The 25,198-nt window shown below is 48.6% G+C and carries 13 protein-coding genes; 2 read left to right on the top strand and 11 right to left on the bottom strand.

Annotated features, from left to right (window positions below; genetic code table 11):
* Positions 1–159: 159 nt before the first annotated feature.
* The gene (locus QUB20_RS01835; protein WP_333242957.1) at positions 160–1,227 is read right to left on the bottom strand and encodes a TIGR03032 family protein; all 1,068 of its coding nucleotides are present in this window, start codon (positions 1,225–1,227) and stop codon (positions 160–162) included.
* A 275-nt stretch (positions 1,228–1,502) separates the two neighbouring features.
* On the opposite strand from QUB20_RS01835, the gene QUB20_RS01840 reads away from it, so the two are divergent.
* Positions 1,503–5,573 carry an FG-GAP-like repeat-containing protein gene (locus QUB20_RS01840; protein ID WP_333242954.1) on the top strand — a complete coding sequence of 1,357 codons (4,071 nt, stop codon included), beginning with the start codon at positions 1,503–1,505 and terminating at the stop codon, positions 5,571–5,573.
* A gap of 402 nt (positions 5,574–5,975) precedes the next feature.
* On the opposite strand, the gene cruG is transcribed toward QUB20_RS01840, so the two are convergent.
* The 9 genes from cruG to QUB20_RS01885 all read right to left on the bottom strand — a co-directional run bounded on the left by cruG (position 5,976) and on the right by QUB20_RS01885 (position 23,759).
* On the bottom strand, positions 5,976–7,178 hold the full coding sequence (gene cruG, locus QUB20_RS01845; RefSeq protein ID WP_333242951.1) for a 2'-O-glycosyltransferase CruG: 1,203 nt from the start codon (positions 7,176–7,178) through the stop codon (positions 5,976–5,978).
* A 232-nt stretch (positions 7,179–7,410) separates the two neighbouring features.
* Complete coding sequence (gene cruF, locus QUB20_RS01850; RefSeq protein WP_333242948.1) at positions 7,411–8,352, bottom strand: gamma-carotene 1'-hydroxylase CruF; 942 nt, start codon at positions 8,350–8,352, stop codon at positions 7,411–7,413.
* A 249-nt stretch (positions 8,353–8,601) separates the two neighbouring features.
* Positions 8,602–11,217 carry a CHAT domain-containing protein gene (locus QUB20_RS01855; protein ID WP_333242945.1) on the bottom strand — a complete coding sequence of 872 codons (2,616 nt, stop codon included), beginning with the start codon at positions 11,215–11,217 and terminating at the stop codon, positions 8,602–8,604.
* Between the two features lie 119 nt (positions 11,218–11,336).
* On the bottom strand, positions 11,337–14,234 hold the full coding sequence (locus tag QUB20_RS01860) for a two-partner secretion domain-containing protein (protein WP_333242941.1): 2,898 nt from the start codon (positions 14,232–14,234) through the stop codon (positions 11,337–11,339).
* 65 nt (positions 14,235–14,299) lie between these two features.
* On the bottom strand, positions 14,300–17,191 hold the full coding sequence (locus tag QUB20_RS01865) for a two-partner secretion domain-containing protein (RefSeq protein WP_333242938.1): 2,892 nt from the start codon (positions 17,189–17,191) through the stop codon (positions 14,300–14,302).
* A gap of 65 nt (positions 17,192–17,256) precedes the next feature.
* Complete coding sequence (locus QUB20_RS01870) at positions 17,257–20,208, bottom strand: S-layer family protein (protein ID WP_333242935.1); 2,952 nt, start codon at positions 20,206–20,208, stop codon at positions 17,257–17,259.
* Positions 20,209–20,314: 106 nt separating this feature from the next.
* Positions 20,315–20,932 (bottom strand): Uma2 family endonuclease, encoded by a 618-nt coding sequence (locus tag QUB20_RS01875; RefSeq protein ID WP_333242933.1) that lies wholly within the window; start codon positions 20,930–20,932, stop codon positions 20,315–20,317.
* Between the two features lie 244 nt (positions 20,933–21,176).
* Complete coding sequence (locus tag QUB20_RS01880; protein ID WP_333242930.1) at positions 21,177–23,342, bottom strand: ShlB/FhaC/HecB family hemolysin secretion/activation protein; 2,166 nt, start codon at positions 23,340–23,342, stop codon at positions 21,177–21,179.
* Between the two features lie 258 nt (positions 23,343–23,600).
* Positions 23,601–23,759: a hypothetical protein gene (locus QUB20_RS01885; RefSeq protein ID WP_333291119.1), complete on the bottom strand. Its 159-nt coding sequence runs from the start codon at positions 23,757–23,759 to the stop codon at positions 23,601–23,603.
* A gap of 1 nt (position 23,760) precedes the next feature.
* Here QUB20_RS01885 and QUB20_RS01890 point away from each other — a divergent pair, with 1 nt between their 5' ends.
* The gene (locus QUB20_RS01890; RefSeq protein WP_333291121.1) at positions 23,761–23,940 is read left to right on the top strand and encodes a hypothetical protein; all 180 of its coding nucleotides are present in this window, start codon (positions 23,761–23,763) and stop codon (positions 23,938–23,940) included.
* 7 nt (positions 23,941–23,947) lie between these two features.
* On the opposite strand, the gene QUB20_RS01895 is transcribed toward QUB20_RS01890, so the two are convergent.
* Complete coding sequence (locus tag QUB20_RS01895; protein WP_333052668.1) at positions 23,948–24,955, bottom strand: protochlorophyllide reductase; 1,008 nt, start codon at positions 24,953–24,955, stop codon at positions 23,948–23,950.
* Between the last annotated feature and the right edge of the window lie 243 nt (positions 24,956–25,198).

Genomic DNA, 25,198 nt, shown 5'->3' on the forward strand with positions numbered 1-25,198 from the left:
CAATCTTCACAAATGGTTTGTAGAAATTTTCGCTAAACCCACATAGCTATTGGATCATTCTTTTTGTGGAGGTCTCTAAATACTTACTCTCACACCCCGTGGGTAAATCCTGTAAACATTTATCTGCGTTAATTCGCGTACATCCGCCACCATCTGCGGTTAAATTTCCAAAGTAATTAACTGAGCAATTTCGTCAGTCTGAAAACCTACAGCCATAGGCTTTTGCACTGTAGGAATCACTTGGACATCATAGAGTTCTGTGACAATTCCTTCAAACCGCAACCAGTGAACGATCGCCCCAGTAGTCAAATCAATCACCATCATACCACAGCGAGCCTCAGCATCCTTGGCTGCCAACAGCTCATCCAATTCTAAACCGCTAAAAGTGTTGTCACCTCCACGAGGTTTCGAGAGTCCAACAATTGCCCAATTTTGCCAAAATGCTAGTCCTCGGACATATCCCGGACAAAACGTAATTGCCTCAAATTTCCCTGTATCTACATCCACATATCCTAATTCCCCTCTCCCCGAATTCAGCAACCACAATTTATCTTGATACCAGCGCGGTGAGTGGGGCATTGACAATCCCGTAACGATAATATCATTAGATTCGATATCAATAACTATACCGCCATTTTTTCTGCGATCGCGCCAGCCATCCACCACATCCGACTGACTCGACGCTGTGACATATTTCGCCTCTCCTTCTACCATTGCTAAACCGTTGAGATGACAGCGGTCTTCGTTGATATATTGTGAGATAAAACTTGGTTTCCAGAGAGGTTTGCAACTGTGGCGATCGCTCAAAGTAGCGATACAATTAAACAAAGTGCTAATAAAAATGATTTGATTATTTTTATCGACAGCGATATCGTGAATGTCGATATCACCTGTAGTATAACCGATTCTTGGTATATATAATTTATCGTATCCTTGGTATAATTTCCCGGATTCTAAGACATTATCTAATTGCCAGAGTTGATATTTGGAACTTAAATAAAGGCGTTCCGGCGTGCAGAAAAGCCCCATTGCGCGATCGAATATTCGCCAAAAAGCCGAGATTCTGTTCGTTTCTGGCACAGCACCGATTAACATTAACCTGCTGGTTTGATAGGTAGTGCAGGCGAGGCTGATTTGTTGTTGGGTTAACCAAGATGGCAAATCGCGATCGCCAAAAATCTCGTGTTCTTGGACTGTATTGAAATTTGTGCGATCGTCATTATTCATAGAATCACTGAGCGTAATTGCCTAAAATCAATAATCTCATAAACTCGCCCCGACTTCGACTTTTTATAATTGTTTACAATAACCCGGAAACATATAAAGATTTTGTAAAGGAGAAGCTCAACCACTGACAGTACGATCGAACCCTGCTAAGCTCCTAGCAATTAAAAGTTTAGGGGGTCATCCGCTACCAGATAGAAATACCGCCATCGCAACTCAAATCGGGCGATCGCTTTTAGCAGCTCAAAAACCAGTAATTCTACCTAATGCAAAAACAGATGAAAACCCTAACTCAACTTAACAAAAAAAATCCCTTTGTTGCTTGCATGAGCAACCAGCCAAGCTCGATCGTCATCCTTGACCCCACAGTACCAGACAGCAACTACATAGCCCAAGGCATCAAACCAGGCACTGCCACCTACATCCTGGAAAACCAGCCTGATGCCCTAGAGCAAATCACCACATTCCTCGCTCAGCATCAAGGCATCGAAACCCTCCACATCATCACCCACGGTAGCCCCGGCAAGATTTACTTAGGCACGACAGAACTCAACAGCAGCAACATCGAAAACTACAGCCAACAGTTGCAACAGTGGCGAAACGCCCTCACTGCCAACGCCAGCATCATCTTGTATGGCTGTAACGTCGCAGCCGAAAAATCCGGCCACCAATTCCTGACTCAACTGAACCAACTCACAGGCGCAAACATCGCCGCTAACTCTCAACCTACAGGTAACAGCAAACTAGGTGGCACCTGGGACATTCCGCAACTCATCCCCCCATCGCCCCAAAAGCCCAAACTTGCTCTGACAGAAACCACCCTCAAAACCTACAGCGGCGTGCTCAGCTTCGCCCCCAAGGTAGACTTCCCAACTGGCGATGGTCCCAACAGTGTCAGCATCGGCGATATCAACGGCGACGGGAAACCTGACTTAGTTGTGGCCAACTCTAGCGGTGACACCACCTCCATCTCCATCCTGCTCAATACCACTGCCACCGGAGCCACCACCCCCACTTTCGCCACCCAAGTCACCTTCCCTACTGGCAATAAGCCCAGCTCCGTCAGCATCGGTGATATCAACGGCGACGGCAAACCTGACTTAGCTGTGGCGTACCTCGACAGCGGCAGTGACACCGCCTCCATCTTCCTCAACACCACCATCAAGGGAGCCACCACCCCCACCTTCGCGACCAAAGTAGACTTCACTGCTGGCTTTAGCGCCCAATCCCTTAGCCTCGGCGACATCAACGGCGACGGGAAACCTGACTTAGCTGTGGCGAACAATGGCAACAGCAACGCCTCCATCCTGCTCAACACTACCGCCACAGGAGCCACTACCCCCACCTTCGCCTCCCAAGTCACCTTCGCTACTGGCAGTCGCCCCGTCTTCGTCAGCATCGGCGACATCAACGGTGACGGGAAACCTGACCTAGCTGTGGCGAACTCCCTCAGCTACACCGCCTCCATCCTGCTCAATACCACCACCACCGGAGCTACTACCCCGACCTTCGCCACCAAAGTAGACTTCGCTACTGGCCGTCGCCCCGAATCCCTTAGCATCGGCGACATCAACGGCGACGGGAAACCTGACTTAGCTGTGGCAAACTCTAGCGACAACACCGCCTCCATCCTGCTCAACACCACCCCCACCGGAGCCACCACCCCCACCTTCACCACCCAAGTCACCTTCGCTACTGGCCGTAGCCCCACATCCGTCAGCATCGGCGACATCAACGGCGACGGGAAACCTGACTTAGCTGTGGCAAACTCTAGCAACAACAACGTTTCCATCCTGCTCAACACCACCCCCACCTTCGCCACCACCCCCACCTTCGCCACCCAAGTCACCTTCGCTACTGGCCGTAGCCCCACATCCGTCAGCATCGGTGACATCAACGGCGACGGTAAACCTGACTTAGCTGTGGCGAACAACTTCGGCGACAGCGCCTCGATCCTGCTCAACACGCCAACGCCAGTAACTCCCACGCCAACACCAGTAACTCCCACGCCAACACCAACGCCAGTAACGCCAACACCAACGCCCCTAACTCCCACGCCAACACCAGTAACTCCCACGCCAAGCCCAGTAACTCCCACGCCAACACCAGTAACTCCCACACCAACACCAGTAACGCCAACGAATAAGAACAACCCCCCAGTTGTAAATCTTTCTGCCTTTTCGCAAAGTGGATCGCTAGGTTTTTCTCAAACTGGCAATGTGTTTACCTTGGCTGCAAACACCGATACTGACCCCGATCCGGGCGACATCATTAATTATTCGATCGCCCTAGCAGATTTCAAGGCGTTGAATTCGTCGGCGTTTACATGGAAAACCGATCGGAGTGGCGGTCGCTATCGTCAGCCAGTAAATGAGTTAAGTTTTCCTGAGATTCCTCTCCCCTCATGGTTAACTTTCAATTCCGCAACTCGCAAAATTGAGATCGGCGAGACTCGCCCGCAGAAATTTGACTACTGGATGAAGATAATAGGAACGGATTCGTCTGGTGCCAATGTTAGCGAAATAATCCGCTTCAAGAGTTCTACTTTTGGTGGTTTTGTAATTGACGACTATATTGCCGGCGCGAATGTCTTCTTTGATGCTAACAAAAATGGCATCGCCGATCCGAACGAACCCAAAGGCACAACAGACGGTAACGGCGCATTTAGTTTTGATATTACTTCGGACACTTTTGACACTAATAATAACGGCAAACTTGATGCCAGTGAAGGTAATTTAGTTGCTTTTGGCGGCACCGACATCGGTACCGGTTTACCCCTAGAAACTCCGCTCAAAGCGACACCCGATGCAGAAGTAATTACTTTACTGACTAGCATGGTAGCTGAATTAGCCGATCGCGGTTTAACCGTTAATGAAGCTGATGCAAAAGTCACTAGCGCTTTCGATATTCCTAGCGATATCCCGATTAATTATGTGGATCCGATCGCCGCTACCCTAGGGGAACAACCGGGTGGTAAAGCGGTATTAACTGCGATGCTGGTAGCCCAAAACTCGATCACTCAAACAGCAGGATTAATTGAAGGTGCCAGCAATCTGAGTATGGGTGATGCTGTCAAGCAAATAATTAGTACGATCGCCGATCGCATCCTAACAGGAACCTTAGATTTCACCAAACCCGAACAAGTGGCGGATTTAATCGTCCAAGTGGGCGATCAAGTAAAGGCGATCGATCCTAATTTTAACGCCCAAGAGATATCAGTGGCGGCACCAGCACTAGCCCAGGTAATCGCAGCATCCAATCAACGGATTGTAGAGGCGATCGCGACTAATACCGATCTTACACAACTGCAAAAACAAGTAGCAGCAATCCAAAAAATTGCTTTAGGTGCAACTACTGAAGACTTTAAAGCATTTGGTGCCGGTCAAAAAACACTTGATTCTCTAGTTGCAGAAAACACGGGTACGGCGTTAGATGAACAAATTTTGAATGGTGGTAATAACCCTGTAACTCCAACACCAACACCTGTAGTCACAACGCCAACACCCCCAGTCACAACACCAACACCCCCAGTCACAACACCAACACCCCCAGTCACAACACCAACACCCCCAGTCACAACACCAACACCAACACCGACACCGACACCGACACCGACACCGACACCGACACCGACACCGGAAGTACAAATTGCGATCGCAATGCCAAAACCATCGGTATCAAGTAACGTGCGATCGGGTTTACCAGAAAACACCCGATTAGGAGATGTTTACCTGCTAACAGATGGCAACGATACCAGCTTCCCAGCAGCAGCATTAGGCTTAAGCGTATTTGCCCTTGCCGGCAACGATTCCTTGAGGGGATTAGACTTCCCAAACACCTATTTTGGGAATCAAGGAGAAGATACTTTAGTAGGTGGAGGAGGTAACGACGAACTAATTGGCGGCAAAGGTTCAGATTCGATCGCGGGCGGTACTGGCAACGATTTTCTTAGCGGGAATAATGACAACGATATCCTGCTAGGTGGTGATGGCGATGATACCCTGCGCGGTGGTAAGCAAGATGATATTTTATCAGGCGGTGGGGGTAACGATCTCCTGAATGGCGATTCCGGTTTGGATATCCTCACAGGTGGCGCAGGGAATGATATCTTTGTATTGCAAGATACGGCTACGGAACTATCTCAAGCCGATGTGATTACTGACTTCTCTTCCGAGGATAAAATCAAGTTAATTGATGTCACTTTCAGTCAATTAACTTTTGAGTCTGTTAATGTCATCTTAGATGGTGCAACTGCTGTAGCATCAACGGCGATAAAATCGGGGAATGACTACTTGGGAGTGGTTTATAATCTGAATCCAACGTCTCTTAATAGTAGCTCTTTCTTGTAAGATTGCTGGGGAAGATACTATACGCTAAGCCATCACAGGGAGGCGTTTGCCTCCCTGTTTGGACAGTTAGTTCCTGATACTATCTGTGGCGGTGTAGGTAATGGCTTTAGGACTCAAGTCAAATCCGGTAGGTAGCATCGGAATTAATATTACCCACAGCTTTCGAGACGGCACTGTGCCGTTTCCCTACAATTAATCGCGGTAGTCCAAGGGCACTGCCGTATCATCTACATCATGTCGCTCGTGCAAAATGAACAAGCCGATATCCGGGAGCAGTTAGGTGTTAGCGTTGGAGTGAATACGAATTTGATAATATCTGCTAATTCCCCGCTGACTTAAGAAAGAAAGAAAAGGGCGATCGCACTTCTACCAATTTTAAAAGCTCTAGCAAAAATTTAACGATTATTCATACTTTCTGCCGCGCCACTGAGTAGGCTGATTTAAAGCAGAAATTAGAATTCGCAAAAACGCCAACGGATCGGCCAAAGGTGACAGCCAAAACAGCCATTTACCCGATGCCCCAGTTGTATCGTAGGAAGGCGCGATCGCCAAACACAAAGCCGATCGCACTGCAACCAAAAATACATTCAATCCCAACAGCCAAAAGTGCGGAAATACACCAACCTGCGGCAGCGAACCAAACAGCAAATAGCACAACACAATCGGCACCGGCAAACCTTGAACCGCCAGCAACAGCCACAAATCGCCCCAGATTTGACCCCCCGAAGCAGCATCTTTCAAATCGAGCGATCGACCCCATTCATTCCAAGTCTCGATCGCCCCCTCATACATCCGCACCTTCAACACCTTAGCCCCATCCAAAAAGCCCACCTTAAAGCCCTTAGCAGCAGCATAGCGAGCCAGAGTCACATCATCGCAAAACGAACCCCTCGCGACCTCATAGCCCCCCAATGCCACCAAAACCTCGCGCTTACAGAGAAAACACTGACCGTTCGCCATCACCCGTTCCGGCACATCCCCGCCAGTCCCCGTCGGCCCGAACCGATAAACCAAAGTCATTAACAAAGCCGGTTGCAGCCACAACTCCCCCGGATACTTGAGGATAAACTGCGGCGACAGCGAAATCAAATCATAATTTCCAGCTTTCGCCGTTTTGAGTAAACTCGCAATCAAACCCGGATGCGGCACAGTATCCGCATCTATCCCCAAAATCCACTCGCACTTCTCGGAACTTGCCAAAAAACCCGCATTCAGCGCCCACGGACGCCCTACCCAACCCGCCGGCAGCGGATCGTCGTTAATCAAGCGAAACCGGGGGTCTTTTTGTGCTGCAGCTTTGACTAAATCTCCGGTTCCGTCTACCGAATAGCTGTCAACCACAATCGCTTCTCGGAGTTCGTAACTTTGGCTGGTTAATCCTTCCAAACAAGGCGAAATTCGATCGGCTTCGTTCAAAGTCGGTACTACCGCAGTACAACTACCCAACAAATCCAGCGTCGGCGAATCCGGTTCCAGGGGCGGGATGCGCGATGGGCCTTTAATCAAACGCGACATCAGAAGGGCGGCGGCGGGCAATTGCAGCAGCAGGAGTGCGACAGCGATGATACTTGTCAGCGATTGGGGGAACAGGTGAGGGGCGATCATGGGATTTTAGATTTTAGATTTTAGATTTTAGATTTTCAATTGAAGAATTGGGAATTACGGTTGGTGTCAATTTAAAAATTTAATAAAATTTTTGCCTCAAACATATTACAGGAATTGGGCATGAAAAAATCGCCATTGAAAAACCCGGTTTCTTGTAGAAACCGGGTTTTTAAACTAGCTCAAAATTTAGTGTAAATTTTTGCTAAATCAGCCGGGGTTGCTCGCTAGCAACTCACTTACGCAAAACGCCCACGGGCTGAGGTGGAATTTGGGCCGTGATAACAGATGTATCCAAAGACGGCATTGTTTCGGTTACGTCACCTGTTGCGGGTTTAGCGATCCAGCATAACGCGATCGCCGGAACTACACCCAGAAGCACCGCTAGCGATGTCGGGAACCAGAACCGAGAATCCAAGGAAACTACAGTGATAATTGCTCCGAAAGCAAAGTTTACCAAATAAACAATTAAGGGCAAACCCAATTCCGATCGCTCTAATTTAATCGGTGTTTTTTTCCACAAGAAAGCTGCTACAGACATAAATAGCGCCCCCGTACCCATCCAACCAGCCAAATTGCGGTAAGGCATTCCAAAGAAAGCCCCAAGTTCCTCAAACTCCCAAAAAGGCACAGCAGTTTGACTCATCGCCGGATCTAGTACAAAATCCCAAGCTGTTAGCAGCAAAGCACCAAGGGCGATCGCCCCTATTTGGCGCACCCAGTTGAGTTCACCTTTACCGCCACCTACTCCAGCGCGAGCAATTATGTATGAAACCAGTCCCAAATAAAACCACGAGAGGGGGATTGTAAACGGAACCAGCCCTGCAATTTTGTAGCCCAAACCGCTTAAATAGTGGTAGTGGCCGAAGGGAAAACCCGTACTCGTTCCCAACAACTCGCTACTCAAGGACAAAAACACAGAAGGCACTAAAAAGGCCAGAGTTGCACCCCAACCCAACGTCCGCAAGGAATAGAGAGCAACTGCTGCTGCACCAAAGATGATATAAACTACTCCACCCCCAGCCATCCCCCACTGGAATAGCGTTTGCCCTGCTGGTGGCAAATTCATCACCAATTCGGGACGGGGTAAAATCAGCAGCAACCCTGCCAATCCAAAAGCCATTGAAAAAACGTGGGCAATTAGGCAAAAGCGTTCAGCAATCAAAAGTTGCTTCATGGGACTCCTCGAAAAAATATTAGATGCAGAAAGCACTTTTAACAGTTTACAAACTTTAACAAAAAACCAACTGCATTGGAGTCAGTTGTCAATTGTCAGTTGTCAGTTGTCAGTTGACAGTTGACTGTTGACTGTTGACTGTTGTCCACCGCCCGCCGATGCCCAATGCCCTGAGCAATCTAAAATCTAAAATCTAAAATCTAAAATTGTCAGATGCCCGATGCCCCATGCCCGATGCCCGATCTTAAATTACTGCCAATTCCCCACTAGCACGAAAGGCGCCCAGAAATAGGGATTTTGATAGTCTGGGTTTTTCAGCAGCGTTAATTGAGCGTTGCGGAGGGCTTCAGCTTTGCTGGTTTTAGAAGAAGCCAGTTGCTTGTAAAACTCAGTCATAAAGATAGCTGTAGATTCGTCGTTGACTTGCCAAAGGGTGGCGGCGGTGCTGCGCGCACCCGATCGAATTGCCGCCCCCGCCAAACCCAAAGCCGCCCGGTTATCCCCCGAAGCAGTTTCGCAAGCACTCAAAACCAAAAGTTCGATCGGCTGTTGTCTCTCCCCAGTGCGGGCTCGCAGCAGTCGATCGAACTCCTTAACATTCACTTTCTGATCCCAAGTCACAATAAAAGTATCCGCTGCATTCGAGCTAAACTGACCGTGAGTTGCCAAATGGACGATCGGGTAAGACACCGCTTTAATTCGATCGTGCAATCGCCCGCTGACAAAATCTTCATTCAGCAGCGAACTCGCCGGCATCTCGGCTGCAATTTGCTGAACTTCCTCCTTCACCCCCGGCAAAGCCGAGAAGCCTTGACGCGGTTCCGAGAGGCCAGCGGTGAGCACTTTTAACTTGACTTTGTTCAGCGGTTTCGGTGCCAGCAATTGCAATCCCGGCGCCAAAGCAATGCTGTATTTTTCTACCAAAAACTTTTCACCGTCGTGCAGCACAGCCATCGGCAGATTCCGCAAATAACCGTCGAGCACAAATACCAGGGTTTTAATCCCGGCGGCAGTCAAATCCGCCTCTGCGGGGCGGATTAACCAGTCATAAACCTGTTCAACGGGTTGCCTCCTGTTGCGGGGGAAAGCAGCAGGCCTGATGAGATTTTTGGCTTGTCTGAAGGCAGTTTCCAACTCAGCTTGAGACTTCTTCGTAGCGTAGCGGCGCAGGGGTTTGCCGGGAATTGACAAAATTACCTCCAAACGATCGCTCAAAATAATCGGATAAATCACCGCCGCAGTCGGATCGATTTCCTCGATCGACTTTGGTTTAGCATCAGCGCAAGCATCCCGAAAAAAGTTGTCCAATTCCGCCAACTGCAAAGATTCCACAGTTTGGCGCGCCAGTTTCAATTTAGGTTGACTGGGAGATTCCTCTTGCAAAAGCAGCCCGACTAATTCCCGATAAACCGGTTCGGCACTTTCTCGAAACGAAAATTGCACTTCGGGATTGACTGTTACCAAATCGCCCCGCAGAGAAGACAATATATTGACAGCTTGAGTATATTGAACGATCGCCCCTTCTGTATTTCCTTGAGCTTTCCGAATTCGTCCCAGTTGCCAAAACAATTGGTAAGCAATATCGGGAGATTGAAAAGCCGGTGCTAAAGTCAAAGCCTCTGTTGTGAGATTTTCTGCTTTCTGATACTGCTGTTGGATTTCCGATAGTTTGCCTTTTGCTGCCAGAATATAAGCTTGTATTCGTCGATCGCCCAAACTGTTTGCTCGTTCGACAGAGCGATCGAGCATTGTGTCAATATCGCTTAAACTCACAGTTTTCGTAGGCGACTGAGCTAATTTCATCAAGCTTTGAGCTAGATTAATTTGAGCGTAAAGTCCGGCGCGATTCGAGCCAAATTGATCGGTTTGAGATTCGAGAGAACGCCACAAAGCCTCTGCTTCCGACCAATCTTGGCGATCGACTAACAAACTCAATTGATTTAACTTTGCCTGAATTTGTAGGGGCGATCGATTCGGGATCGCCTGGATCGATCGACCATAATACTCTAGGGCAAAGCGTTCCCAATCCGCCCGCTGTTCTGGTGTCAAACCCGGTTTATTGCTTTTAGCCCGTACCGTATTGCCCAGATTAAGATAAATTGCAGCCTCCTCTGGCCGGCTACCTAATTTTTGGGCTGCTTCGAGTCCAAGTGACAGCACATCCTGCGATCGTTCCAGTTGTCCCAAAACCCGCAGTACCCGCCCTAAAGCATGAATTGCCCGGACTTGTTCGAGAGAAACCGATTCATTTTTCAAAGTTTCCAAACCCGCTGCGGAAACTTCGCAAGTTTGGTTTTCCAGCTTGAAAGAAGCTAACAGCATTTTGCAAGCCCTGGGGTAAAGTCCGAGAATTTCCCAAGCCCGACTTTGATTAATTTGAACTTGAAATAGTTGGTTCTTTCTATCAATTTGCTCGAAAATTTTAGCAGCTTGCGTCCAAATCTCGATCGCATCTTGAGTCTGCCCGCGTTCAAGTTGCAACTGTCCTTGAATGTTGAGAGTTTCAGCTAAAATCCGCTGCTGTTCGGGAGTTTTGGCTTGGGTTCGCACAGCCGACAAACTCGAATTTACAGCTTTTTCTGCTTCTTCCCAAAGCGCCAACTGCCCGTAGGTTGCAGCTAAATTGCTCAAAGCTGTGGCGCGATCGAGATTTTCGCCTTTTGCCTCAAACTGCGCCGCCGCTTGCTGCAACAAAGGTACAGCTTCCGAAAAACGTTCCTCTTGGTACAGAGTTCGAGCTTGTCGAACAAGCTGCACCGCTTGTGGTGGATTAACCTGAGCAATTCCAGGAGGAATCGCAATTGCTAGCAGACAGGAAATCACAAATAACAGAATTACTTGTCGGAGCGATCGGGTAAACTTCATAGTTAGAAAATAAAATTACAAGCGCAGACACACCTACTGATTAACCCAAATACATCTTATTTTTGATCTGCGTTAATCCGCGTTAATCCGCCTACATCTGCGGTAAAAAAAACCTAATTTCAACGCGGCACACAAACAGAACTAGGTCGAGGATTGCGAGAGTCAGCAGCATTACCCGGATTATATCCAACAAGCATAACTTCTCCTTGAGCATTCACCACCCAACCTTGCGCCGGCACAACTTCGCGATCGGGGATTTCTCCTTCTTCCTTCTTCTTCCCTCGATCGGTTACATCGGTTAAACCCTCTACATTCGTTGCCGAACTTCCTGCCTCTTCCACCCAATTAAACTGGCTAGAATTGCTGCTGAGGGCATCATTGGGACTGGGTGGCACTCCTCCTTTCCCAGTGACGGTAAATGCGCTCTCGGCCTCTTGCGTGCAGGGATTTGCCGCAATTAACGCAGCCGAATCGACCACATTTTGCGGCAGTTCCACTAAACCTTGAGCCGGATTCACTCCAGAAGCACTAAATGTTACAGTACCTTGCAAAGCCGGGCCGCTACTTTGGGAAATCGCCGCAATATCACTGGTAGGATTTAGAGAAGTCGGACTTACTTGCAACGCTGCAAATTGAGCATCTGTTAATCCCAAAGTCGCTCGAACCTGTTCGCGAGTGACTGATGTAAACCCGAAAACATTGGGGACATTAATATTAACCCGCCCACCTTGGGCCGATCGCGCATTAGCCGTAATATCGCTATTTTCGTTGGGAAGAGTAACCAGAATATCGCTTTTAATGTTGATATTGCCGCCGTCGGCAGCGCCCGCATCAGTGGTGATGCGGCTCCCCCGGCGCAATTGGATGTCGCGCGATCGCAAGTTAATATTAGCCCCGATACCCGATACAGTCGTGCCGTCAATGCTGCCTTTGGTGGTGAGGGCGATCGAATCTGCGACAACATTGATGCTGCCAGCCTCCCCCGTTCCATAACTCTGGACGCTAACCGCTGCGCCGTCTCGGACACTCAATCGGCCCGCCGCAATGCTCAAGCTTCCCGCCGCACCAGATGGAGGTTGCAGCCCCAACAAAGTCTGGTACAGCAAATCTCCCGAAGCTGTGCCGATGCTGCTGGGAAAGATCCCGTCTCTGGTAGTTCCGGCTATTTCCACCGATTCCGAAGCAGCGACAGTCACATTTCCCCCTTGTCCCTCACCCAAAGTTGAGGCTCCGATAGCTCCTCCGTCTCGGACAATCAACCGTCTGGCATTCAACGTCACATCACCGCCTTTGCCGCCCCCAGCCGTTCCCGCAGCGATTAGACTTCGGGAAGGAATTTCGCCCGGTGCGGTGCCGATCACTTCCACCGAGTCTGAAGCGTTGACGGTGATGTTTCCGCCGGGCCCCCCCGCAGGAATCACCTGCTCTGCAGTTCTCACCCCGCTCGAAGAAGTGATGCTAGCCCCTGCTTCGACGCGCAGGGAGCGGGTGTTAATTTCAATGTTTCCTGCCCTTCCCGTGCCGCCAATACTGTTAGCTGCTAGAGCCGTACTCAGGGGGCTATCCGATCGCTCTCTCGCTACTATTACCGAGTCAGAAGCTCTCACGCTCAGATTTCCGCTGTTCCCGGCACCAAAAGTCGAGGGCGAGATAATGGCTCCGTCGGTGACACTCAGTTGACCGGTTTCGATAGCGATACTGCCTGCATTTCCGCTGTTAAAAGTTGTGGTGAACAGCCCGGAGGCGTTGATTTCTACCGATTCAGAGGCTCTAATTGTCACACCAGAGCCGTCTCCCGTACCGAGTGTAGGGTTGAGTATTGCCGATCCGTCTCGGATAGTTAATCGTTTGGTGTCGAGCGCGATATCCCCGGCTCTGCCGGCACCGAGGGTTCCGGTAATGATGCTGCTTTCGCGGGAGGCGACATCTGGCGGCTCTTGTGCTGCACCAGGATCGAGAATCCGTCGCCGAAAGTTCTCAAATCCTATTCCCTTGAGTTCTATATTCTCGGCGGTTCGGACATTGATCGGGCCTCCGGCTCCGCTACCGCTAGTGCTGGAGCCGACAAAGGCTCGATCTAATAGGCTAAAGCGCACTGCTTCGATATTGATGCCGCGGCCGTCAATGTTTCCCAAGGTATCGGAGACTAGGCTCGATCGATCGCGCAATGTCACATTTCCTCCCCGGAGTGCGATCGCGCCTCCCCCTGGCCCGCTAGCTGTCACCGCCGATAAACCTGATAATTCAATGTTGCCAAAATTGGCAACATTTGTATAATCTAAACCTAATCCTATGGGCGTGATGCTAAAGCTTACTACACCCGGACTTGCCACACTTCCTAATTGAATGTTGCCACTAAAAGCGCTGGCAAAACCATTGTTAAAAATTAAATCTCCTCCCACCATTGCTAAGGTTTGACCGGGAGGAACTGCTAAACCTACGGGGATTGTTGTGCCTTCAATAACTTGGGTAACACTGGAAGAGTTGACAATTGTGCCAGGATTTTCTCTAAAGCTTAAACCCACAGGAATATTAATCGCTAACAATGGCACTGCATTAGAATTAGCTGCACTAAATTCAAACCCATTATCAAAGAGAACGCCGCTACCAGTAGAACCGATAAATGAGCCTCGCAAATCTAACCGAGCATTGGGGCCAAAGACAATCCCTTTGGGGTTAATTAAGAATAAATTGCCGTTTCCCAAAACTCCCAGAGTTCCTAAAATATTAGAAGGGTTGCCACCAGTAACGCGGGTGAAGATGTTGGCAATTCCGCTGGGATTGGCAAAATATGCTCCCCGCCCCTCACGGATGTTAAATTCGCGTAAACTGTGAAATAGGTTAACGCCGCGAGTTGCACCGCCTTCTATTCTATCTGAGGGTAAGTTATTAATCGTGTCGGGAACTGTGCGCGAACTTTCTGCACCCAAGCTGCTATCGGGGATGATTTGGGCGACGGCGGGGATAGGAAACAGCAGTAAAAATGCAAAAAATAGGGCGGAAGATTGGCGGGGCATCTTTTAATTCCTGTTAATTTACTCTTAGGAAAATACCGACGGGTTAGCTAAAAACTGAAGAGTACCTATTGAGGTACGCAAACACCCGTCCGTTTCGGACTGCGAAGAGATGCACCATTACTTGAATTATACGCTACCAGCGTTACTTTTCCTTGCTCATCTATTACCCAACCTTGAGCGGGAATAATTTCTGTTGGCCGCATTTCTATGGATGGTCTTTGGCTTTCTACTTGCTGACTTACACCTACCGCTGGTTCCACCCAATTAAACTGGCTATAATTGCTGCTGAGAACATCATTGGGACTGGGTGGCACTCCTCCTTTTCCAGTGACTGTAAATGCGCTCTCGGCCCCTTGCGTGCAGGGATTTGCGGCAATTAACGCAGCCGGATTGGCCACATTTTGCGGCAGTTCCACTAAACCTTGAACAGGATCAACTCCAACAGAACTAAATGTTACGGCTCCTTGCAACGCCGGGCCACCACTTTGGGAAATCGCGGCGATGTCGCTGGTAGAAATTAGAGAAGTTGGATTTACTTGTAAGGCCGCAAATTCAGCATCAGTCAGTCCTAAACTACTTATAGCTTGTTCGCGGTTAATTGCTGTAAAACCAAATATATTTGGTACATTGACCGTAACTTGACCGCCCCTAGCTGTGCGAGCATTAGCAGTAACATCACTATTCTCTCGCGGTAAAGCTACCAAAATATCGCTGTCAATTCTGATATTACCGCCCTCAGAAATACCTGCATCTGTTGTAATTCGGCTACCGCGCCGCAACTGTACATCTTGCGCCCTGATATTAATATTTCCCCCCCCGCCAGAGTCAGTTGTACCGTCAATACTAGCTTTATTATCCAAGGCAATTGAGTTAGCTACAATGTTAATATTGCCAGCCCTTCCCGTGCCTAAAGACTGAACATTAACTACTGCACTATCCCGGAGAATCAATCGATCGGCATTCAGATTCAACGAACCCGCATTTGCCGTAGCATTGGGATTGACAAAATTCAGCGCCCGGCCAGCCGAAGCCTCAATTCTACTGCTGAACTGACCGCTATTCCCACTGCCTTGGACTTCTGTGCGATCGGCATTAACTGTAATATCTCCCGCATCTGCTGCACCCAAAGAAGCCGCAGTAATAATACCTCCATTTCTTAGAGTGAGCATGGGCGTAGAGAGGCGGATATCTCCACCCCTCCCAGAGCTTGTACTTTGAGTAGCCAGAGCACTTGGTGCGAAGCTCGCACTCCCCAAAACTCCAGACACGCCGCTCACTTCTATAGACTCTGAAGCTCTCACAGTTAAATTTCCTCCAGCCCCCCCACTGGTAGAAAACACGTTTTCACCAATAATCGCACCAGTCGATAAAGTAATTGCAGCTCCATTAGAAACACTCAGCCGCTTAGTGTCGATCGTAATATCCCCGGCTTTCCCATTCCCATCGAAAGAGTTCGTGCCGAGTACAGTTTGTGCCCCATTTCCAGGGAGGCTCCCCGACAATTCTACAGATTCATTCGCTTTAATCGCGATATTCCCCGATGCTCCATCATTGCGGCTAATACTGACGAGATTGGAGCCATCGCGCAGGATCAACCGTTGTGCGTCAACAGTTATGCTTCCGCCAGAGCCGGTACTTTCCGTCGTTGTGCCGTTATTGATCGCAGAACTGACGACATCAACGGTGTGAACACGGATATTCAGATTTCCGCCATTTCCTGCACCCAGGGTGCCGGTACCGCCCACTACCCCATCGCGCAGCAGCAGCCGTCCGGTGTCAATGTTAATGTCTCCGGCGGCTCCCTTGCCAACAGTACCAGTGATTAGAAGAATTTGCGGGTCAAAAGGATTGAGCGTTCCTGATGCCAGAAATTGGCTGTAAAACCGCTGATAGCCTTCAGTTCCCAACCCAATAATTTCTACTGACTCAGTAGCGTTGATGTTGATATTGCTCCCCTTCCCATCTCCCACTGTCGGGGTGAAAATTTGTGACCCTCTATCTACTCGCAAGTTTTGAGCATTGATGTCAATGCCTCTACCATCAATATTTCCCAATGTTAGGCTATAAATTCCCGAACTACTGACGGTAACATTTCCACCTTTGATGTCAATTTTTCCACCACCTAATCCGCTGGTGTTTATAAATGCACCGTTCATTTCTATATTGCCGAAGTTCTGAATATTTCCGTAGTTTAAATTCAGACCTAAAGCTGTTGGCTCAAATTGTACTAAACCTGGACTTTTCACACTTCCCAGAAGGATTTGTCCGGTATAAGCTGTTAAATTTCCTCCTTGTAGTTGAATGTCTCCGCCAATTAATGCTAAAGTTTGGCCGGGGTCTACTGCTAAACCAAGTTTGTTAGAAACAGGAATTTCTACGGGCAAGGGCGGTAAGGTTGGTGTGGGGCCGATTGCTTGGGAAGAGTTAACAATTGTGCCGGGATTTTCTCTAAATCTTAAACCCACAGGAATATTAATCGCTAACAATGGCACTGCATTAGAATTAGCTGCACTAAATTCAAACCCATTATCAAAGAGAACGCCGCTACCAGTAGATCCAATAAATGAGCCGCGCAAATCTAACCGAGCATTGGGGCCAAAGACAATTCCTTTGGGGTTAATTAAAAACAAGTTACTGTTTCCCAAAACTCCCAGAGTTCCTAAAATATTAGAAGGGTTGCCACCAGTAACGCGGGTGAAGATGTTGGCAATCCCGTTAGGACTGGCAAAATAGGCTCCCCGCCCTTCACGGATGTTAAATTCTTGGAAACTATGAAATAAATTTACTCCGCGAGTTGCACCGCCTTCTATTCTGTCCGATGGTAAGTTATTAATCGTGTCGGGAACTGTGCGCGAACTTTCTGTTCCCAAGCTATTATCGGGGACAATTTGAGCGACGGCGGGGAAAGGAAACAGCAGTAAAAATGCAAAAAATAGGGCGGAAGATTGGCGCTGCATCTTTGAAGTCTGGTTAATTTAATATTATAAAAATAGCGAGGGATTAGCTAAAACGTGAAGATTACTTATTGAGGTACGCAAACACCCGTCGGTTTCGGACTGCGAAGAGATGCAACACCACCAGCATTATAGGCTACCAGCGTCACTTGTCCTCGATCGTCCATTACCCAACCTTGAGCGGGCATAATTTCTCTTGGCCGAATTTCTATGGCTGTTCTTTGGCTTTCTACTTGCTGACTTTCACCTACCGCTGGTTCCACCCACGGAAACGGCGAGGGAGCGCTGCTGAGAACTTCATTAGGACTCGGTGGCACTCCCCCCCGACCAGTCACAGTAAACTCGTTGTCGGCCCCTTGGATGCAGGGATTTGCCGCAATTAACGCAGCCGGATTGACCACATTTTGCTGCAGTTCCACTAAACCTTGAACAGGATTAACTCCAACAGAACTAAATGTTACGGCTCCTTGCAACGCCGGGCCACCACTTTGGGAAATCGCGGCGATGTCGCTGCTATTAAGCAGAGATGTAGGACTTACTTGCAACGCTGCAAATTCGGCGTCACTGATCCCCAATCTGTTTCTGACTTGTTCGCGACTCGCTGCTGTAAAGCCGAAAACATTGGGGACATTGATATTGACGCGGCCGCCGCCTGCTGTGCGGGCGTTGGCTGTGATGTCGCTGTTTTCTTGCGGGAGGGCGACAAGAATGTTGCTGTTGATGTTGATATTGCCGCCGTCAGAAGTGCCTGCATCGGTGGTAATTTGGCTGTTGCGGCGCAATTGGATGTCTCGCGCTTGCAGGTTAATATTTGCTCCAGTACCGGATACAGTCGTACCGTCAATACTCGCTTTGTTATCAAGAGCGATCGAATTTGCGACAATATTGATATTACCAGCGCGTCCGGTTCCCGTAGCCTGCACTGTCACTGTAGCTCCATCTCTGACAATTAGTCGATCGGCATTCAGATTCAACGAACCGGCATTTGCTGTAGCATTAGGATTAGTACCAAATATCTTGCCCACGGAAGCATCAATTGTACTGACAAACAAACCATTATTTCCGCTGCCGCTGACTGAAATGCGATCGGCATTAACAGTAATATTCCCCACATCTCCAGAGCCCAAAGAACTCGTAGAAACTATCCCCCCATCCCGCACAGTCAGGCTGGGCGTATCAATCCGAATATCCCCGCCCCGACTCGAACTCAAAGTTCCAGAAGTCAGCGCGCTAGCATTCTGAATTCCGCTGGTCAAAACTTGAGAAATACCAGAAATTTCTACTGATTCACTAGCCCTAACAGTTAAATTTCCCGCAGGCCCGCCCTCCTGAGAAAACAAAAACCTGCCAATTAAAACACCCGTTCCTAAAGTAAAAGCAGAACCATCAGAGAGAGTCAACCGCTTCGTATCAACGTTAATATTCCCCGCCCTTCCGTTAGAACCGATACTCAGCGTGCTGATTCCAGTTGACACAACAGTTCTCGGGCCGGTGTTAGACAATTCTACTGATTCAGCAGCTTTAATGTTGATATTCCCCGACGGGCCACTGCTGTAGCTGGTGGTACCCAGAAGAGAACCGTCGCGCATAATTAATCGATTGACATCAACACTAATACTTCCTCCCGCACCGGTACTTTCTTTAGCCGTCCCGTTGTTAATTCCAGAACCCACCATCTCAAAAGTATTGGCGCGAATGATTAAATTCCCGCCCCTTCCACCGCCAAAAGTGATACCGCTACCTACTACGCCATTGTTGAAGAGCAGGCGGCCAGTGTCGATCGTAATATTCCCCCCCGAACCAGCACCAGCACTAGCATTAAACAGCACAAATAGCGGGTCAAAGGGGTCTGCGGTTCCCGATACCAGATACTTAATTACAACTTGTTGATAGCCATCAACTCCCAGCCCGCTCATTTCTACAGAATCAGCAGCGCGCAAGTTGATATTACCTCCTGCACCATCTCCGAGAGTCAGGGTAGAAAATTGCGTGCCGTTTTGCACTCGCAAATTTTGGGCGCTGATATCGATACCTCTACCATCAATATTTCCCAAAGTCAGCGCATAAATCCGCGCACCGCTGAGGGCGACATTTCCACCTTTTAACTCTACTCTGCCACCCCCAATTCCGCTGGTGTTAATAAGTGTTCCATCGGCTATTTGAATATTGCCGAAGTTTTGAATATTGTCATAATTTAAAGTTAAATTTTCATTTTCTCCCGCTGTCATTGCAAAATTAACTAAACCTGGACTCGCTGCGCTACCGAGTAAAATTTGTCCGCCGCTGGCCGTTAAATTGCCGCCTTGGAGTTGGATGTCGCCGCCAATGAGTGCTAAAGTTTGACCTGGTTCTACTGCTAAACCAACTCGATCGCTAATCGGAATTGGCACAGCAGAGGCTGGCAGGTTTACCTTTTCTATCGCCGTCGATTGATTGACAATTGCACCGGAATTCTCTCTAAATCTTAAACCCACGGGAATATTAACGGTTAATAGCGGGGATGTTTGCGGGTTGGTGCTGCTGAATTCAAAGCCGTTATTAAACACAATACTATCAGCCGTTGAACCAATAAACGAACCGCGCAAATCTAACCGCGCATTCGGCCCGAATATAATTCCTTTTGGGTTAATTAAAAATAAGTTACCGTTGCCTAAAACTCCCAGAGTTCCTAAAATATTTGAAGAGTTTGGGCCCGTAACGCGGGTGAAAATATTAGAAATTCCCTTGGGATTTTCAAAATAAGCTCCCCGCCCTTCACGGATGTTAAATTCGCGCAAGCTGTGAAATAGGTTAACGCCGCGAATTGCACCGCCAGTGATTCTATCTGAGGGTAAGTTATTGATAGTATCGGGAACTGTGCGGGAACTTTCCGGGCCCAGGGTATTATCGGGAATGATTTGGGCAAAGGTTTTCGAGGGAAATAGCAATAAGAAAACAAACAGTAGGGAATAACTTACGGGCGGCCAAAATGCCCAACCCCTATTCCCCACAATAAAATCTACTCTTTGTGGAACAGGCATCTTGCCTGTTCTTGAGAATGGTGAAAATAGTAAAGAGTAATGGAATGGAGGCATAAAAACACTCTTTCCAGGATAAAATTTATCGAGGTAATCTCATCTCGTTTCTCTAAATGTTTTGAATTTGGCTGCTGAGTACAAGTTGCTCGACTGTGATTTCTAGTTCGGGAAAAGTTTTAGAGATAATGCGCTCATTACCTGTAAAACTTTGAACTAAATAACTGCCATTTTCCAACGAGTAAACGAAAATTGTGGGAATTTTGGGATTTCCTAGATAAGCCCTAGAAGCGATCGCTAAATAATCCACAATCCAATACTCACAAATGCCGAGCCTTTGATACTCATCTAGCTTATCCACATAGTCGTCTTCCCAGTTAGTTGAGGTAACTTCTACTGCTAATTGGATAGGTTCGGTAAGAGCTCCGTAGCCACGTACATTGCTGTTCCATACTGATGCCTTAACCACGCCAACATCAGGATTTCTGCCTTGTTCTTGTCCTGAAGCTGTGACAGTTCTCAAAACTATATCTTTGTCAACGATATAGTCAAGTCCCAAGCGATCGCTTTCTCTGTCGAAAGACTTAACAAGAAATCGTGCCACATTTTTATGAGCTCTGGTTGCTTCCACTTTGACAATCTCTCCATTTACAAGTTCGTAGATGCCCGATCCCTCTGGGTAGTTTTCGAGAAAATCTGCAAATGTTAGTTTAGTTTTTGTCTGAACCATAAGACAAGCCCTCTTTGGTTAACTAGATTTTAGATTTTAGATTTTAGATTGAAGGAGAGCAGGGAATTATATCAAATCCGGTAGCATCGCAATTATTTATCTCTCTGTTCTCTGACTCTGTGTTCTCTGTGTCCTCTGCGGTTTAATCATTCCAATGAAACCGGAATTGATATTAGCTAACCTATATTTAGTCCTCGGTTAAGGACTGTCGCGATTAGACGACTTTAATCGCCGACAGAATTAGCTAGAAAGCAAAGTAATTAATCCGAAAGTATAAGCCTTTTTCCTGCAAAGTTCGATCGCCCGATCGAGCATTTATCAAAGGAATACCATAGTCTAAACGCACATTCAACCGATCGCCCATCTGCCAAATCAGCCCCAAACCCGCACCCAGCAGTTTATCCGAGTCAGGATTCGGCTTTTCCTCCGACTGGTTCCACCCTAGCCCAAAATCGATAAACGGAGCCACTTGCAACAAACCTTGGACTTCCGGGACACGCCAAACCGGGATTCGCACTTCAGCAGACGCGATCGCACCGCTATCAGTTAACAGCAAATCTTGGCGGTATCCGCGCACGCTTTGAACGCCACCGATCCCAATTTGTTCGAGGGAAAGCAGCGGGCGATCGGCTAATTGAATGTCTGAACGCACTATCAGCAAGGTTTCTGGGGCTAGCAGCCGCACGTACTGGGCTTGTCCGCGCCACGCCAGAAAGCTGCTGTCAGGGCCACTATCGTTCGCAGTAGCGCCGAACAGATTAGTGCCGAGGGAAAACTGCGATCGCGCCGCGAACACTTGGCTGGAACTCCGCTGCACGTATTCTTGAAAAAACCGCACAGCCGAAACCCGCGTTTCGCCGCGCTCATTTGCTCCCGCCGAAAGCGCAAATCGTTCCCCCGACAGGAATGTATCGCTTTCTTGCCGCGAAAAACTTAGTCCCAAAGCCAAAGTGCGATCGGGCTTTTCGACAATCGGCTGGCGGTAAGTTAACTCGTAAGTGCGGGATTTCCCCTCGATTTCAGCAGCATCAAACGGTTCCTCGATGATATTGGTGCTAGCAGCACTCGCAGCGAATCCAATCGTGCCGTTGCGCGCGTTGACGGGGACGGTGTAGCTGCCGTTGAATTCGTTGCTGCCGTCGGTGTTAGCATAAGATACCTCTAATCCGTCGCCCAAACCGAGCAAATTTGCTTGATTGATGCGGATACCGCGCCGAAAACTGCCGACGCTGGGCGATCGATTGTTGTCTGCGAACACTTCAGCGCTAAAGCTGTCTGCTTCTTTGACGCGCACTTCTAAGCGGCTGTTTTCCGGGCGGCTTCCGGCTTGCAATTCGGCGGAAATATTGCCAATTAAGGGGTCGAGTTGCAGCATTTGCAAGGCTTCCAGCAAGCGAGATCGGTTGAGGGGCCGTCTGGTAGCGCGTTCTAGGCGCGATCGCACGTAATTTGAATTTAAGCGCCTGTTTCCAGTAATCTCAATTTCATCTAATCCGCCTTCTACAATCCGCATTTTCACCACACCTCCTTCTCTCGGAAAGGTTTGGTTGGCGGGAATTACAGCGCCGGAATTGATGTATCCTGCGGCTACATATTTTTGAGTAACGGCTGCTTCGGCTGCGATCAGTTCGGCAAAGGTGATTTCGCGGCCGGCAAACTGTTGCGTAACTTCTGCGAGTTCGCGATCGCTAAAAGCTGTGTTGCCCTCAAATTCAAAGCGATCGACCCTAATTGTACCTATAATCCCCGGTCTATCATCGCCGGGAACAGGTGTTAGCGGGGTTGGTTGGAGGGGAGACGGCGGGGGAGGTTCCGGTGCTGTTGGTGCAGGTAATTCCGGCTCTCTGGGCAGAATAGGGTTGGGCAGTTGACTGAGTTGCAAAGGTCGATCGATACCCAATTCAATTTTTTTTCGGTCAATACTTTCTTCTAGCTTTTGATCTGAGTTAAAAAGCTCGGTTTCTTGAGTTTTTGTGCTAAATGTGCGCTCCTCTCCGAGGGCTTCGCTAACGGGCTGAGATGTTGCACCATTGTCAATCAGCCTTGTACCGGCGGGCACGATGCCCACCCCACAATCAAACTCACTCGTTGTGGAACAGGCATCTTGCCTGTTCTTGAGAATGGTGTAAGATGTCACATCGACTGAATTTGCCGCAGACGGCGGTAAGTCGGGAGTTTCCGCAGCCACCGAGTGTTCTGATTCAGCGGGTAAATGCGTCTTCTCGTCAGCGGTGGCTAAGTCTTCGCGACTGTCAAGATTAGTGTCGCCTGCGCTGCTAACTGCTGCCAAATCCTCAACATTTGAGGTCAAAATTTCAACTGTGCTAGCGGATGTTTTTGCTGGTTTTGCCAACAAAACTAACCCAAAAATTCCAGCGAGTAAAAATAGTTTTTGTGAGGGACCAGCCATAGGATATAATTATTATCTCGCTTAAGTGGGGGAAAATATTTTCAGGAAGTCAGCACCCTCAAGTAAAAATCAATCTTAACAGCAAAAAAGGAAACAGCCGTCCCAGACCACAGTTTCGGCGACGGCTACAAACCAAAAGGTCGATCGACGGCTGTTCATTTCCCAAGACTTACGCTTCAATCGGGTGATTATCCGAAAAAATATCCTGTAAGTCGATCGTAAACAGTAAAAAAAACCAAATGTTTTTAGTTGCAAAACCTACGCTTTCATGGTAATGCAGCGACCAGAAGAGTCCTGGACGCCAGGGTAAACCAGAAACGCGCTACAACTGAGATATTGCACCATTCTCAATAATCTTTTTATGAACAGGCAAGATGCCTGTTCCACAATAAAATTCATCTTTTGTGGAACAGGCATCTTGCCTGTTCTTAAGAATAGTGCAAGATGTGAGTTACAACCCGCAGAGCCACTAAAAAACCCGGTTTCTTTGATTTTGGTGCATCATCCCAAATCCGACTTTATTATTGAGTCAGCGTCTACCCACCTCCTGTGCGTAGACGCCGTTTCAACCGCCAAGCCTGATAAAGGGGATTTGTAACTCTGAATTATGCAGACCGGCCCGCACCAGCCGCAGCACCCATTTGAGCCCCGTCAGTCAATCCCACCAACTTAGCGCTCAACTCCCACATCCGCTCGCCTTTTTCATCATCGCGGGCCTGGGGAGAAACCTTCTGTACAAAAGACTTACCATCTTTTTTCTGGCGGTTCCCCCAACTCCAATAAGCCCCAGATTGCTTGTATTCTGGATCAGCAACCACCATCGCCAGCCTTTCCCCCGCCAACTCCTGCGACACGTAACCGCCGGTGATATTCTTCTGAAACAGCGGGAACAGCTTCTGAAACAAAGGATAGTGGTTGCGGAAAAGCGGCGTATCCGCAACGCATCCCGGATACAGCGAAGTGAAAGTAATCCCCGTGGATTCGTGAAAGCGGCGGTGCAACTCCCGCATCGTCAGCACGTTGCAAACTTTGCTATCTTTGTAAGCCTTGACGGGTTCAAACTTCTTGCCATCAACCATCGAAATCGGATCTTTGAAACCCGCTTCAAAACCCTCAAACTTGCCTAAATCCGGGCGCGGCGGAATCTTCCCGCCCAACTCGTCTGGATTGTGAGTCACGGTTCCCAAAATCACGATTCTCGCATCGGAATAATAGGAAGGCTTCATATTTTCCATCATCAGGTTGCACAGCAGGAAATGACCCAGGTGATTGGTAGTCATCGTCAACTCGTAACCCTCCGGGCTCCGCAGCGGTTCCTTAATCAAAGGCATATAAATCGCCGCGTTGCACACCAAAGCGTCCAGAGACCTGCCGCTGGCCTTAAATGCGCGAGCAAACCTACGCACGCTCTCCAAATCGCCCAAGTCAATCTCCATGATGGAGAAACTGCCTTCAGGTATACCCAACTCTCGCGCGGCATCTCCGGCTTTCCGCACGTCCCGACAGGCCATGACTACGTGCCATCCCTTGTCTGCGAGAGCTTTCGCGCCGTACAAACCGACGCCGGAGGAAGCGCCGGTAATGATAACCGTTGATTTGTGATTTTGTGCCATCTTGTTAAAAGCGCTTCCGCTATGGATTTTTTTCAGGCACTCAAACCCTGAGCTAGCAGCTTGGATGTTTTGAAGTACCCTATGGTTATTAGGATATGGGGAAACGTTCTCGATCTCAACTGGGAACCTCTAACTTTTGCAGCCAAGCTAGAAATTGGAGGCCCGAGACTGCGAGGCAGGGGGCAGGAGGCAGGAGACGGGAGGCAGGAGCCATAAGAAGTGTTTTTACAAATAATAAATACT

Origin of the sequence: Microcoleus sp. B4-C2 (assembly GCF_036705265.1) — a bacterium.
Taxonomy (GTDB): domain Bacteria; phylum Cyanobacteriota; class Cyanobacteriia; order Cyanobacteriales; family Microcoleaceae; genus Microcoleus.

Bases quoted from the DNA above. Each gene is read 5' to 3' on its own strand.
- QUB20_RS01880 (WP_333242930.1), bottom strand. From the start codon at position 23,342: ATGGCTGGTCCCTCACAAAAACTATTTTTACTCGCTGGAATTTTTGGG.
- QUB20_RS01885 (WP_333291119.1), bottom strand. From the start codon at position 23,759: ATGCCTGTTCCACAAAAGATGAATTTTATTGTGGAACAGGCATCTTGC.
- QUB20_RS01865 (WP_333242938.1), bottom strand. From the start codon at position 17,191: ATGCAGCGCCAATCTTCCGCCCTATTTTTTGCATTTTTACTGCTGTTT.
- QUB20_RS01895 (WP_333052668.1), bottom strand. From the start codon at position 24,955: ATGGCACAAAATCACAAATCAACGGTTATCATTACCGGCGCTTCCTCC.
- QUB20_RS01840 (WP_333242954.1), top strand. From the start codon at position 1,503: ATGAAAACCCTAACTCAACTTAACAAAAAAAATCCCTTTGTTGCTTGC.
- cruF (WP_333242948.1), bottom strand. From the start codon at position 8,352: ATGAAGCAACTTTTGATTGCTGAACGCTTTTGCCTAATTGCCCACGTT.
- QUB20_RS01855 (WP_333242945.1), bottom strand. From the start codon at position 11,217: ATGAAGTTTACCCGATCGCTCCGACAAGTAATTCTGTTATTTGTGATT.
- cruG (WP_333242951.1), bottom strand. From the start codon at position 7,178: ATGATCGCCCCTCACCTGTTCCCCCAATCGCTGACAAGTATCATCGCT.
- QUB20_RS01870 (WP_333242935.1), bottom strand. From the start codon at position 20,208: ATGCCTGTTCCACAAAGAGTAGATTTTATTGTGGGGAATAGGGGTTGG.
- QUB20_RS01835 (WP_333242957.1), bottom strand. From the start codon at position 1,227: ATGAATAATGACGATCGCACAAATTTCAATACAGTCCAAGAACACGAG.
- QUB20_RS01875 (WP_333242933.1), bottom strand. From the start codon at position 20,932: ATGGTTCAGACAAAAACTAAACTAACATTTGCAGATTTTCTCGAAAAC.
- QUB20_RS01860 (WP_333242941.1), bottom strand. From the start codon at position 14,234: ATGCCCCGCCAATCTTCCGCCCTATTTTTTGCATTTTTACTGCTGTTT.